This window comes from Streptomyces ureilyticus (assembly GCF_011045025.1).
Classification (GTDB): Bacteria; Actinomycetota; Actinomycetes; order Streptomycetales; family Streptomycetaceae; genus Streptomyces; species Streptomyces ureilyticus.
The window spans coordinates 1-13,361 of the sequence record NZ_JAAKZX010000097.1 but is presented as its reverse complement, the minus strand read 5'-3'; the positions used below and the strand labels follow the sequence as shown (position 1 = coordinate 13,361).

Genomic DNA, 13,361 nt, shown 5'->3' with positions numbered 1-13,361 from the left:
GCGACGATGCCACCGTATTCCCGACGGCCGGGCGCCACCCGCCCGCCACCCGTCTGCTAGGCGCCCCGCTGCTTCCTCTTCGCCGCCGCGATCGCCCGGTCCGACTCCCGCCGGTCCTGCTTCTCCCGCAGCGTCTGCCGCTTGTCGTACTCCTTCTTGCCCCGGGCGAGCGCGATCTCGGCCTTGGCGCGACCGTCCTTGAAGTACAGGACGAGGGGCACGATCGTGTGCCCCGTCTCATCGGACTTCGACGCCAGCTTGTCGATCTCCTCGCGGTGCAGGAGCAGCTTGCGCTTGCGGCGCGCGGAGTGGTTGGTCCAGCTGCCCTGGCTGTACTCGGGGATGTGGGCGTTGTGCAGCCACGCCTCGTTCCCGTCGATCTGGACGAAGCCGTCGACGAGCGAGGCGCGGCCCTGGCGCAGCGACTTCACCTCCGTGCCGGTGAGTACGAGCCCGGCCTCGTAGGTGTCGATGATCGCGTAGTCGTGCCGCGCCTTCTTGTTCTGCGCGACGATCTTGCGCTTGCCGTCCTTGGCCTTGCCGGAGGCTCCCCCGCCCTGCTTCGGCTGGGACTCTTTCGGTACGTACATGCCCTTGCTCATAGTGCTGCCATTTTCGCACTAGAGGGGGGTCCCGGGGAAAGCCGATTACCAAGGCCATGACCCGTCGGCCACGAAGGCCGTGCGCGGTCGGCTACGTGGGGTCGCCGAGCCCGCTCAGTACGGTCTCGGCCCGTTCCAGCACGCCTTCCTCGACCTCGAGGTCGGGGCTGATGCCGCTGCCGTCGACGGTGCGCCCGAAGGGAGTGCGGTAGTGCCCGACGGTCAGCTCGGCGACGGAGCCGTCCGCGAGTCGGCTCGGCATCTGGACCGAGCCCTTGCCGAAGGTCCTGGAGCCCACGACGAGCGCGCGGCCGCGGTCCTGTAGGGCGCCCGTGAGGAGCTCGGCCGCGCTCATCGTGCCGCCGTCGACGAGCGCGACCAGGGGTCTGGAGGTGTCGCCGCCCGGCTCGGCGTGCAGGGCGCGCTGCTCGCCGCGTACGTCGTACGTCGCCACCAGGCCGCCGTCGAGGAAGGCGGAGGCGGCGGTGACGGCCTCGCTGACCAGGCCGCCGGAGTTGCCGCGCAGGTCGAGGACGATCCGGGCGCCGGAGGGGGCCCTGGTCACGGCGTCCCGTACGAGTTCGCCGGAGCCCTTGGTGAAGGCGGCGACCTTGATCACGGTGACGTCGCCGGCGAGTTCCCGTACCGTCACGGACTCCGTGGACAGCCGCGCCCGGCGCACCGTCTCGGTCCACGCGCGCGTGCCGCGTTCCAGGCCCAGGGAGACGGCCGTACCGGCGGCGGCGTCGGTGGCGTCGCCCCGGAGTAAGGAGACGACCTCGGTCACCGGCCTGCCGTCGACGCGCTCGCCGTCGACGCTGCGCAGCCGGTCGCCCTGGCGGATCCCGGCGGCGTCCGCAGGCGAGCCGTCCCGCACGCGGGCCACTGCGATACGTCCGTCGCGCTCGCGCCGCGCGGCCAGGCCGACGCCGGTGTACAAGCCGTCGAGGGCCTCCTCGAACTCCTCGTACTCCCCCGGGGAGTACACCGCGCCCCAGCGGTCGCCGCTGCGGCTCACAGCCCGCTCGGCCGCCTCCACGGGCGACTTGCCGTCGGCCATCGCCTCGGCGGCGGCGTCGGTGACGTCCTCCTGGCGTCCCGCGGAGCCGGCGGACCCGACCGTCGCCGTACGGGCCCCCTGGGAAGACGATTTCTGGTCGGAGGCGCCGAAAGAGCCGGTCGCGGCACCGGTGGCGAGGACGCTCGCGAAGACCAACGTCAGGGCCGCCCCGCGGCGGATACGGCGGGGCGGACAGAACAGGTCGCGGCCGGACATGCCGGTGAGTCTAGGACAACGCAAAGGGCCGTACGCCTCGTTGGCAGTACGGCCCCATTGGCATGCGTCACACCTTCAGGTACTTGCGCAACGCGAAGAACGCGGCAAGCGCGGGCATCAGCAGACTTGTGGCGAGGATGAGCGGCAGCTTGGTGAGGACCGCGTCCCAGCCGATGAAGTTGATGAGGTTCAGCTTCTCGGACAGGGCCAGACCGTGGTCGATGATGAAGTATCTGGCGATCAGCAGGAAGGCGCAGGCGACACCACCGCCGATGAGTCCGGCGACGGCGGCCTCCATGATGAACGGCGCCTGGATGTAGAAGCCGGAGGCGCCCACCAGACGCATGATGCCGGTCTCCCGGCGACGGCTGAACGCCGAGACGCGCACCGTGTTGACGATCAGCATCAGCGCGACGACGAGCATCATCGCCATCACCGCGCGGGCCGCCCAGTTCATGCCGTTGAGCAGTTCGAAGAGGTTGTCCAGGTAGCTCTTCTGGTCCTGCACGGACTGCACACCGTCACGGCCGTCGAAGGCGGTGGCGATGACCTGGTACTTCTCCGGCTCCGTCAGCTTGACGCGGAACGACTCCTGCATCTGGTCCGGCGTGAGCGAGCTGGCCAGCGGGGAGTCGCCGAACTGCTCCTTGTAGTGCTTGTACGCCTGGTCCGCCGTCTCGTGCGCGACGGTGTCGACGACGGACATCTTGTCGAGGTCGCTCTCGATCTGCTTCTTCTGCTCGGTGGTGACCGCTCCCCTGGCGCAGTTGGGGTCGGACTCCGCGTCGCTCTTGTTGCAGAGGTAGATCGAGACGTTGACCTTGTCGTACCAGTAGCCCTTCATCGTGCTGACCTGATCGCTCATCAGGAGCGAGCCGCCGAACAGGGCGAGGGAGAGGGCCACGGAGACGATGACCGCGAAGGTCATCGTCAGATTGCGGCGGAGACCGACGCCGATCTCCGACAGGACGAACTGGGCGCGCATGGCGTCTACTCAGGCCTTTCCATGGACGGCTGGGGGGCGGTGGCGGTTCAGGGCTCCGGCACAGGGCCTTAGTGCTGGTAGCCGTAGACGCCGCGTGCCTGGTCCCGGACGAGGCGGCCCTGCTCCAGCTCGATGACGCGCTTGCGCATCTGGTCCACGATGTTCTGGTCGTGGGTCGCCATCAGGACGGTGGTGCCCGTCCGGTTGATGCGGTCGAGCAGCTTCATGATGCCGACGGACGTCTGCGGGTCGAGGTTTCCGGTCGGCTCGTCGGCGATGAGCAGTTTCGGCCGGTTGACGAAGGCGCGCGCGATGGCGACGCGCTGCTGCTCACCACCGGAGAGTTCGCCCGGCATCCGGTCCTCCTTGCCGCCGAGCCCGACGAGATCGAGCACCTGGGGCACGGATTTACGGATCTCGCCGCGGGACTTGCCGATGACCTCCTGCGCGAACGCGACGTTCTCGCCGACCGTCTTGTTCGGCAGCAGCCGGAAGTCCTGGAACACCGTCCCCAACTGGCGGCGCATGTGCGGCACTTTCCAGTTGGACAGGCGCGCGAGGTCCTTGCCCAGGACGTGGACCTGGCCGTGGCTGGTGCGCTCCTCACGGAGGATCAGCCGCAGGAAGGTGGACTTTCCGGAGCCGGAGGAGCCCACCAGGAACACGAACTCGCCGCGCTCGACCTCCAGGGAGACATCCCTGAGTGCGGGGCGGGTCTGCTTTGGGTAGACCTTGGAGACGTTGTCGAATCGGATCACGGATGCACCACGAGTCAGCGGGGGTAGGTGAGCGTGACCATACGCGAACCCGGTGGGCGGCTGCAGTCGCCGGTCGGGGTTGCGCGAGGGTTGCACGTTTTGTCGTACATGGGAAGGGCTTGAATGCGCCGGGACCGCGAAGGATAAGGGGACACGAGCCTAAATCCGGGGAACCTGGCACAGTGGAGGGGAACGTTCTCGTTCCTGAGAGCGTTGAGAGCGTTGTCTACGTGGAACCGGTGCAAGGAGGGCGAGCGCATGACGTACGACCGGTTGGTGTGCGCGAACTGTGCCGCGCCCGTGAATGAAGGCCGCTGCCCCGTCTGCCGTGCCAACAGGGAGCGGCTGCAGCAGGAGAGCCCGTTCGCGGGCCTGAACCCCATGGCGCTGATCGCACTGCTGGCCGTGCTGATCGCGGCCGTGGCACTGCTGGCACACCAGACCGCGTAGCGAGCGGCGAGGCATTTCGTACGGCACATATCAGCTCGTACGGCACATACGGCAAGCGGCATTACGTGTACGACGAGTGCGACGAGAAGGGCCCGGAGTCCTGGACTGGACTCCGGGCCCTTCTCGCGTTCGTACACCTGGTACCTGGTAGACCGGGCCGCCTACGGCAGGTCAGCCGCTGACAGACGTCAGGCGGCGGCGCCGCGGTTGTTCATGAGGCGCGGCAGCATGCGGAAGCCGATACCGCCGGCGATCATCGTGGCCGCACCGACCAGCAGGAAGGTGGTCTCGGCGGCGCCGGTCTCGGCGAGCTCGCCGCCGCCACCGGTGCCCTGAGCGGAGGCGTCCGCGCCCGTGCCGGTACCGCTGCCGGTCTCGGTCAGGCTCTCCTTGCCCTCGCCCTGCTCGACGGGCTGCGAGCCGCCGCCGTCGGGGTCGGTGTCGTTGCCGCCACCGCCGACGCCGTCGTCGTCACCCGGGTCGGTCGGGTCCTCGGTGGGCTCGTCCGTGGGCTCGTCGGTCGGCTCGTCCGTCGGCTCCTCGGTGGGCTCGTCCGTCGGCTCGTCCGTGGGCTCGTCGGTCGGCTCGTCCGTCGGGATGTCCGTCGGAATGTCCGTGGGCGGGTCCGTCGGTTCCTCGGTCGGGTCCTCCGTCGGGTCCTCGACACCGAGGCCGACATTGACACCGTCCTTGTCGGCGCTGGCGCCGACGTTCAGACCGCCCACCTCGACGCCGACGTCGAGGGCCGAAGCGGCACCCGCGGCGGTCAGCGAAGCGCCGGCGGCGATCACCGCACCGGCGGCCACCCGCGCGACACGGATCCGCGTCTTCTTGGTCATCTGCCTGCTACCCCCAGATAGCTAATCGTCAATGGAGCAGCGCCTGGGGCGACGACATCAGGGACGCTCTCGAAGCCCCCCGGTTCACATGCGCCCCAGAGATACGCATGCCGCGCGTCAGCCTTCCTGTTCTTCAAAGCATCGTCAAGGTCGTTGCGACCGTGATGTCCAGATCAAGGTCATATGACGGCCGAGACGCAATGTGAGTGTGACGTAAAACCCACACATTGGGCTGCAGAAAGGGCAACTGCCGTCCGTGAGGAGGCAGTTGCCCTGTCGACAAAACTATGTCTACGGAAGTCGCTTACTTCGCCTGCTGCTTGCGCCAGCGAATTCCGGCCTCCAGGAAGCCATCGATCTCGCCATTGAAGACGGACTCCGGGTTGCCCACTTCGTGCTCCGTGCGCAGATCCTTGACCATCTGGTACGGGTGCAGGACGTACGAACGCATCTGGTTTCCCCAGGAGTTGCCGCCGTCGCCCTTGAGGGCGTCCATCTTGGCCTGCTCCTCCTGCCGGCGCCGCTCCAGCAACTTCGCCTGCAGTACGTTCATGGCGGTCGCCTTGTTCTGGATCTGCGACCGCTCGTTCTGGCAGGAGACGACGATTCCGGTGGGAAGGTGAGTCAACCGCACCGCGGAGTCAGTGGTGTTGACGCCCTGACCGCCGGGCCCTGACGAGCGGTACACATCCACCCGCAACTCGGACTCGTCGATCTCGACGTGGTCGGTCTTCTCGACGACGGGCAGCACCTCCACGCCCGCGAACGAGGTCTGGCGGCGCCCCTGGTTGTCGTACGGCGAGATCCTTACGAGCCGGTGCGTGCCCTGCTCCACCGACAACGTCCCGTAGGCGTACGGCGCCTGGACGGCGAAGGTGGTCGACTTGATGCCGGCCTCTTCCGCGTACGAGGTTTCGTAGACCTCGGTCTTGTAGCCCTGCTGTTCGGCCCAGCGCAGGTACATGCGCTGGAGCTTCTCGGCGAAGTCCGCGGCGTCTACGCCGCCGGCTTCCGCGCGGATGTTGACGAGTGCCTCGCGGGAGTCGTACTCCCCCGACAGCAGCGTCCGGACCTCCATCTCGTCCAACGCCTTCCTGACGGCAGTGAGCTCCGTCTCGGCCTCGGCGCGGGTGTCCGGGTCGTCCTCCTCCTCGGCCATCTCGAAGAGCACGCCCAGATCGTCGATCCGGCCGCGCAGGGCTTCCGCCTTGCGGACCTCCGCCTGGAGGTGGCTCAGCTTGCTGGTGATCTTCTGCGCCGCTTCCGGGTCATCCCACAGGGACGGCGCTGCCGCCTGCTCCTCGAGCACGGCGATATCTGCCCTCAGCTTGTCGAGGTCCAGGACGGCCTCGATCGACTCCATGGTCGCGGAGAGGGACTTGAGCTCTTCGGATACATCGACAACTGCCACGCTCCCCAGCGTACTGGCTCCGCCAAGTGGGGAGGTCGGTGTGCGGGTCCCGAAAACCGGGGCTCCGCCCCCCCCAGGCCCCCTTGGGGGGTCGTGTGTCGGCTGCGGGCCGGTCGTGGGTTGCTGCGCGGTTCCCCGCACCCCTGGGTGGGTGGGGGCTTGGGCCGTCGTACGGCCCGTGCCTCGTACGACCCCGCCGGAGGGCTGCGCCCCCGGCCCCCTGGCGCGGTCGCATGCCGGCTGCGGGCCGTCCTGGATTGCACGCGCAGTCCCCACGCCCCTGGGTGAATGGGGGCTTGGGGCCGTCATGCGGCCCGCGCCGCCTGGTCGTGCCGCCCGCGCCTCGTACGGACCGCGCCTCGTACGGACCGCGCCCCTAAAGGAGGCCGCAGGCCTCTTTAGGGGCGCGGGGAACTGCGCGACCAGCCGCAACGGGCCCGCAGCTGCCAATGCGCCCCCCAACACCCTGCCCAGTAGGCACCCGGCCGCGGGGGCGGAGGTTACGGCGCAGCCGGAGCCGACGCGCCCGGGCCCTGCGGCTTCGCGTCCGCGTTGTCGCCCGTCGTGGCGAGCCACGTGCCGATGCCGACCGCGGCCGCGAGGGCGACGCCCACCGCGCTCAGCGTGAGGCGGCGGCGCCGGGCCGCGGCGCGGTTGCGGGCGGAGCCGGGCCGCGGAGCCCCGGCGGCGCGCGGCGCGCGGGCCGTGCCCCTGGCGCCGCCCGCCAGCTCGTCCGGCCCCGGCACCCGCATGCTCGTATGCGTGTCACGGTTCGAGTCCGGCGCCGCCCGCCCCGGCACCAGGGGCACCGCACCCCGACGCACCCGCTCGGTGTCGCGCGGGGCCTCCGGCTCCGCGGGCGACGCGTCGGACTCCGGCTCCGGCTCGTCCACATCCAGCGGCGGCATCCCCGCCAGTTCGGGCAACTGCTCCCGCAGCCGTGCCGCCAGCTCGGACGCCCTCAACCGCGACGCCGGCGCCTTCGCCAGACACTGCACGAGCAGCTGCCACAGCTCCTCGTGAATCCCGGGAAGAGGAACCACCGTCTCCGTGACATGCCGCCGCAGCACCGCCCCCGGGTGACCGCCGCCGAACGGCGTGAATCCGGCCAGCAGCTCGTACAGAACGGTCGCCAGCGCGTAGATGTCGACGGCCGCCCGAGGGGGCAGCCCTTCGATGATCTCGGGCGCCAGATAGTCCGGCGTACCGATGATCTTCGTCGCCCGGGTCCGCCGCGGCGAGTCGATGAGCTTGGCCACTCCGAAGTCCGTCAGCAGCGCCGGATGCGAGCCGCCGGGACCGAGCGGACCCTGCATGTCCAGCAGTACGTTCTCCGGCTTGACGTCCCGGTGGACGACACCCGCCGCGTGCGCGGCGGCGAGCCCGTCCGCGACATCCGCGGCGATCGCGACCGCGGCCTCGGGAGCCATCCGCCGCTCGCGGTCGAGCCGGGTGCGCAGATCCGTCCCCCGTACGAGATCCATGACCAGCGCGAGGTCGTTGCCGTCGACCACCAGATCGCGTACGGAGACGACATGCGGATGATCGAGCCCGAGCAACGCCGTCCGCTCCTGCACGAAGCGCCCCACGAGCTCCTGGTCGGAGGCGAGGTCCTCACGCAACAGCTTGATGGCGACGGGCCCGTCCGGCCCCTCGCCCAGCCACACCGTGCCGGCGCTGCCCCGCCCCAGAATCTGGTGCGCGGTGTACCGGCTGCCGATCTTCCGTGCCAAGACTGCTCCTACGGACGCGTGTTGTCGCTAAAGCTACGCGCCCGCGGACCCAACCTTCACTCCGGAGACAGAAATCACCCGCCAGGTGTCGACAAATCCCCAGAACCGCGGTGCGGTTCTGGGGATTCGGGCGCAGCAAAGGGGCCTGTTCAATCCTGAACAGGACTGAACAGGCCCAAAGGGATCTCAAGCGATCTGAGCGAATCTGAGAGACAAGACGGGCCTACTGGCCGGAATCAGAACCAGAACTCGAACCCGAGCCCAGTTCCCCCACCCAGTCCGACGCCGTCTGGAACCAGTCCGTCAGCTGCTCCCAGTAGCCCTTGGTCGTCCCGATCCAGCTCTGGAGCGGGCTCAGTTCCCAGATCAGCCACCCCGCCACGACCAGGATGATGATCGTGAACAGGCACCCCTTGAGGCACCCGAGCCCGGGGATCTTCATCGGGTTGGCGCTGCGCTGGCGCGGCTCACGCGGCGGCCGGGGTTCGCGAGGTGGCCTCGACGCGGGCTGCTGGGGCGGCGGCGGCGCGGGAGCGTATCGCTGCGGCTGCTGCTGGGGCTGCCGCTGAGGTGCGTACTGCTGCGGCTGGCCCTGGGGCGGGTAGCCCTGCTGAGGTCGCTGCTGGGGGCGCTGTCGCGGCTGCTGCTGCGGGCGGGCGACCTGTCGCTGGGGACGTCGCCGCAGCGGGTCCTGGCCGGGGTCGACATACGACTGGACCTGCGTCTGCTCGTTGCGGTCGCGGGCGGCGCGCAGCTGGTTCTGCCAGGGGTGCGGGTCCTCCGGGCCGCCGCCGGGCGGTGGCTGGTTGGACGGCATCGGCGGCATCACCGAGGTGGGGTCGGGGGCGCCACGGTGCGGCAGTACGGAGGTGGGGTCGGCGTCTCCGGAGCCTTGGCCGGCGCCGGTGTGCGGCAGGACGCTGGTCGCGCCGTTCGGGTCGTACGAGCCGGCGCCGTGCGGCAGCACCTGGGTGGGGTCGGCGGCGCCGGGCATGCCCGGGACGGTGGCGGGCGCCGGGTCTGGAGCGAGCAGCACGGCCACGCCCTCGGCGGCGGCGATCTGCGCGGAGTTCGCGTGCACGCCGACGCCCTCGGCGACCGTGCGCAGGCCGCGGGCGAGGTTCTCGGCGCTGGGCCGTTCGTCCGGGTTCTTGCGCAGGCAGCGCTCGATGACCGTCCACAGGGGGCCGGGGATCGTGGAGGGGCGGCGCGGTTCGGCGTTCAGGTGCTGGTGGAGCACCTCCAGGGACGAACCGCCGGAGAACGGCGGACGGCCGGTGACCAGCTCGTACAGCATGATTCCGGCGCCGTAGACGTCGACCGCGGAGGTCTGCGGGCGGCCCTCTGCGGACTCGGGGGCGACGTACGCGGGTGTGCCGACGAACTCGTGGGTGCGCGTCAGGCCGGGTGAGTCGGCGAGCCGGGCGATGCCGAAGTCGGTCAGCAGCGGGTGCATCTGGCCGCCGTCCTGCTTGAGCAGGACGTTCGCCGGCTTCAGGTCGCGGTGGACTACGCCGTCGGCGTGACTGGAGGCGAGCGCGTCGGCGACCTGGGCGGTGAGGAGGGCGGCGGCCACGGGGCTGAAGGGGCCGTTCTCGCGCAGGTAGCGGTGCAGGTCGGGGCCTTCGACCAGGTCCATGACCAGGGCGAGGAGGTCGCCTTCGACGACGAGGTCGCGTACCCGGACGATGTTCGGGTGGGTGAGGCGGAGCAGGACAGAGCGCTCCCGTAGGAACCGCATCACGACATCCGCGTCGTTGGCGAGCTCCTCCTTGAGGACCTTGATCGCCACGGTCTCGCCGGGCTGGCCCGGAACGGCCGCCTCGGCTCCCGCGGTCTCCCTCTGGCGGGCTCGCCAGACGGTGCCTGTGGCGCCGCGCCCAAGCGGCTCCTCAAGGAGGTACTTGCTCCCTACCGGCCGCACGTCATGCGCTCCCTGCTGCTTGCCTGGCTGGTTCGTCACCCTTGCTACGGGTGTTCCGACCCACTGTAGTGCCGCTGAACTGGCACCGGGTTGTCGTCATCCTGTGGACGCCGTCCTGTGGATTACGTGGGGCGATGCCTTCCGTTTCAGGCAAAGACGCTCACTCCTGGACGGTTGGTTGCCGGATCTTGGCGTGATCGATCTCAATGGGGCATTGGTCAGGCATTTTTGTGGGCGGAGCTGAGCAATCAAGATCACTTGTTCGCGGGATGCGGGCGCGTTGTCAGTGGCAGGTGCGAGGATGCTTCCCGTACTGGCCGACGTGCCCGGTGTGGTGGGGGAGCTGCGGTGGGGATCGCAGCGGAGCCTCGTCGCGGGCGCCCGCGCAGAAGGGACCGCTGACGGCGATGCAGATCCGGCTGACCGTCGTAGACCCGCTGGGGACGCACCCCGAGGGGCGTGCCGCGTCCTGCGACGTGCTGGTGACGGCGCCCGCCGGTACCGCGCTCGCCGCGGTGGCCTCCGGCCTCGCCTCGGCGGTCGGGGGCGAGGGTCCCGGTGTGCTGTACGCGGGAGCGGAGCGGCTGGACGCGCAGCGCTGCACGCTCGGTGAGCCGCCGCTGATCGACGGCGCCGTGCTGTGCCTGGGCGCCCCGGCGGAGCCCGGCCCCGAGGTCGACGCGGCCGAAGCCCGGCTCCATGTCGTCGCCGGTCCGGACGCGGGCGGCGTGCATCTGCTGCACGGCGGCCGTATCGACATCGGCCGCTCCGCCGACGCGGACGTGCCCCTGGACGACCCGGACGTCTCCCGCCTGCACTGCGCCGTCACGGTCGCGGCGGACGGGCGGGTGTCGGTCGCGGACCTCGGCTCCACGAACGGCACGACCCTGGACGGCGCGCGCGTGGGCGAGCGCCCGGTGCGCTTGGCGCCGGGGGCGCTGCTGCGGGTGGGCGAGTCGGCGTTGCGGCTCGCCCGGGCCGGGGATGGGGAGGCGGTACGGGAGACGGTGCCGGACGGGGAGGGGCATGTACGGGTGCTGGGGACGCCCGAGGCGACGCAGCCGCTGCCCGGACCCGGACCCGGACCCGGACCCGCCAGAACTGTGCCGCACGCGCGCGTGGGGGACGATTCCGCCGCCGGCGATTCCGTCGCCTTGAAGGCGAGCGACACGCACCATGGCTTCGGTATGGCGGGGTGGGGAGCCGCGGAGGGCAGCTCCTCCGGGGCGCAGGGGCACGGCTCCGTGGAACCGCCGGTCGCGTCGGGTCAGGGCGCGGCACCGGAGGCCGAGAAGGCTGAGACGGCCGAGGACACCAGGAGGGCCGAGGACACGGGGAGGGCCGGGAGCGCCCGGAAGGACACGCCGACGAGGGGTACGGACGTGCCGCGCGGGGCGCGCAAGCGCGGCGGGCTCTCGGCGTGGGCCCGGCGCCTGGCGGGCGGCCGGGGCGAACAGTCCGGGACGTCGGCGTACGAGGAGGGCGCGTTCGAAGAGGCCGCGGCGCCGCCTCCTGAGCCCGTCACGGAGGGCGTCCGGGAGCCGGAGCGGTGGCCCGACCCCGCGGCGCTGCTCCTGACCGCGCTCGGGCCGGGGCCCCGGCTGTGGGAGCGCGACCCAGAGCACCCCGAGACGCTCGCGGTGCGGCTCGGTACGGCGGACCGGAGCGCGCCCGACGGTTCCGGGCTGCTGCCCGTGGTGCCGGTGACCACCGGGTTGCGTGAGGTCGGGGCGCTGGGCATCGCCGGGCCGCGGCCCCGCCTCTCCGGGCTCGCGCGCGCGGTGGTGGCGCAGCTCGCCGCGCTGCACTCCCCCGACACGCTGGAGATCGTCCTGCTCAGCGCGGACCGCTCGCGCCCCCTTGAGGAGCGCATCGCCGAGTGGTCCTGGCTCGGCTGGCTCCCCCACGTCCGCCCCGCCCACGGCCAGGACTGCCACCTCCTCATGGCCTACGACCGCGAACAGACCACGTCCCGCACAGAGGAACTCCTCCGCCGCCTGGACGACCACGCGACGGACACGGGCCACAGGACGGGACCTCGCCCCTCGTACGCGGCCACCGCGGCGGCCCACGGCGCCCAGGCCCGCATCACCGCCGCCGCCCCGGACACGACCCGCGCGGTCCCGGCTGCGCGCCGGGCGGGCGACGCCGATGCGGGGGGCGGGTATGGCGGCTCCAATCCGTCCGCCGATGGCGCCGACGCGGGTCGCCCGGCGGGCGGCCAAGGCGGTGGCGAGCGCGGCTACGGCGACGGCGTGAGCCGGCGGCCCGATCCGTCCGCCGACGGTGCCATCGCGGCTCACCCATCAGGCAGCCAGGGCGCCGGCGGACGCACCTACGACGCCCCTGCGACCGACCGCACCCGCTCGACCACGGACAGCGCGCACGCAGGTCACCCATCGGGCAACCGCGCCGGCAGCGACCGGGGCGACGGCGCGAGCCGACGTCCCGACCCGTCCGCCGACGCGGGCCGCCCGTCGGGCAGCCAAGGCGGTGGCGGGCGCGCCTACAACGACGCTGCCACCGATCGCCCCGGGTCGACCATGGACGGCGCCCGCCCAGGCCACCCGACGGGCAATCACGCCGCTGGCGAACGCGGCTTGGGCGACGCCGCAATCAACCGCCCCGGGGCAACGGACGCAAGCGCCCACGTGGGTCACCAGTCGAACGACCCGACCGGCGCCACCCGCGGCGACGGCACGGGTGGCCGTACCAGCCCGCCCGCCGGCGGCGCCCACACCGGCCGCCCATCGGGCGACCTGGGCGCTGGCGGGCGCGCCCACGACGGCCCTGCGACCGACCGCACCCGCTCGCCCGCGGACAGCGCGCACTCAGGTCACCTATCGGGCAGCCGCGCCAGTGGCGAGCGCGGCTCCGGCAACGGCACGGGCGCCCGCCCCAGGACGACCGCGGAGGTGGCCCACCCGGATCACCGGCCGGACGCCCGAAGCCGTGCTGGGCGTGACGACGCGGGCCATCGCCCCGGTCCATCCGCCGACGGCGCCCGCCCAGGAGACCGGTCGGACGACCACGGCGCCGCCTCCGGCTACAGCGCCGGAGCCACCGAGCGCACCTCCAACCCGGCCCAGCAGGTCGGCGGCGAGCGCAGCCACGGCTACGAAGACAGCCTGAGCCACCGCTCCGATCTGTCCGCCGACCGGCCGGACGACCACGGCGGCTCCGCGCGCGGCTCGAGCGATGGCGCGAGCAGCCGCCTCAGGCCGACCGCCGAGGTGGCCCACTCAGGACACAGGGCGGACGATCCCCGCGGCGCCACCCCCGGTTCGCCCTTCAACCAGAGCACCGACCCGACGGGGCGCGGCGGCGAGCCCAGCCCCGGCGACGCCGCAGGCCACCGCCCCACGCCGCCCGCCGTCGGCGCC

At 71.6% G+C, this 13,361-nt stretch carries 10 protein-coding genes; 2 read left to right on the top strand and 8 right to left on the bottom strand.

The window, feature by feature from the left end; translation table 11 throughout:
* Positions 1 to 56: 56 nt before the first annotated feature.
* From smpB to ftsE, 4 genes are all read right to left on the bottom strand, one after another.
* Positions 57 to 590 carry an SsrA-binding protein SmpB gene (smpB, locus tag G6048_RS26985; protein ID WP_206342181.1) on the bottom strand — a complete coding sequence of 178 codons (534 nt, stop codon included), beginning with the start codon at positions 588 to 590 and terminating at the stop codon, positions 57 to 59.
* 103 nt (positions 591 to 693) lie between these two features.
* A complete protein-coding gene (locus G6048_RS26980) occupies positions 694 to 1,878 on the bottom strand; it encodes a S41 family peptidase (RefSeq protein WP_165342186.1) in 1,185 nt (394 codons plus the stop codon).
* A gap of 67 nt (positions 1,879 to 1,945) precedes the next feature.
* On the bottom strand, positions 1,946 to 2,863 hold the full coding sequence (gene ftsX / locus G6048_RS26975) for a permease-like cell division protein FtsX (protein ID WP_165342185.1): 918 nt from the start codon (positions 2,861 to 2,863) through the stop codon (positions 1,946 to 1,948).
* Between the two features lie 68 nt (positions 2,864 to 2,931).
* Positions 2,932 to 3,621, bottom strand: a complete 690-nt coding sequence (ftsE, locus tag G6048_RS26970) for a cell division ATP-binding protein FtsE (RefSeq protein WP_033328283.1) — start codon at positions 3,619 to 3,621, stop codon at positions 2,932 to 2,934.
* 258 nt (positions 3,622 to 3,879) lie between these two features.
* On the opposite strand from ftsE, the gene G6048_RS26965 reads away from it, so the two are divergent.
* On the top strand, positions 3,880 to 4,071 hold the full coding sequence (locus tag G6048_RS26965; RefSeq protein WP_033328281.1) for a hypothetical protein: 192 nt from the start codon (positions 3,880 to 3,882) through the stop codon (positions 4,069 to 4,071).
* Between the two features lie 188 nt (positions 4,072 to 4,259).
* Here G6048_RS26965 and G6048_RS26960 read toward each other — a convergent pair whose 3' ends face one another.
* The 4 genes from G6048_RS26960 to G6048_RS26945 all read right to left on the bottom strand — a co-directional run bounded on the left by G6048_RS26960 (position 4,260) and on the right by G6048_RS26945 (position 9,978).
* The gene (locus G6048_RS26960; protein WP_165342184.1) at positions 4,260 to 4,910 is read right to left on the bottom strand and encodes a PT domain-containing protein; all 651 of its coding nucleotides are present in this window, start codon (positions 4,908 to 4,910) and stop codon (positions 4,260 to 4,262) included.
* A 304-nt stretch (positions 4,911 to 5,214) separates the two neighbouring features.
* Positions 5,215 to 6,321 carry a peptide chain release factor 2 gene (gene prfB, locus G6048_RS26955; protein WP_165342183.1) on the bottom strand — a complete coding sequence of 369 codons (1,107 nt, stop codon included), beginning with the start codon at positions 6,319 to 6,321 and terminating at the stop codon, positions 5,215 to 5,217.
* Between the two features lie 500 nt (positions 6,322 to 6,821).
* Positions 6,822 to 8,054 (bottom strand): serine/threonine-protein kinase, encoded by a 1,233-nt coding sequence (locus tag G6048_RS26950; protein WP_165342182.1) that lies wholly within the window; start codon positions 8,052 to 8,054, stop codon positions 6,822 to 6,824.
* 223 nt (positions 8,055 to 8,277) lie between these two features.
* The gene (locus G6048_RS26945; RefSeq protein WP_165342181.1) at positions 8,278 to 9,978 is read right to left on the bottom strand and encodes a serine/threonine-protein kinase; all 1,701 of its coding nucleotides are present in this window, start codon (positions 9,976 to 9,978) and stop codon (positions 8,278 to 8,280) included.
* 407 nt (positions 9,979 to 10,385) lie between these two features.
* Between G6048_RS26945 and G6048_RS48785 the strand changes: the two genes are divergently transcribed.
* The coding region (locus G6048_RS48785; protein ID WP_206342180.1) for an FHA domain-containing protein at positions 10,386 to 13,361 on the top strand (2,976 nt) is incomplete at its 3' end.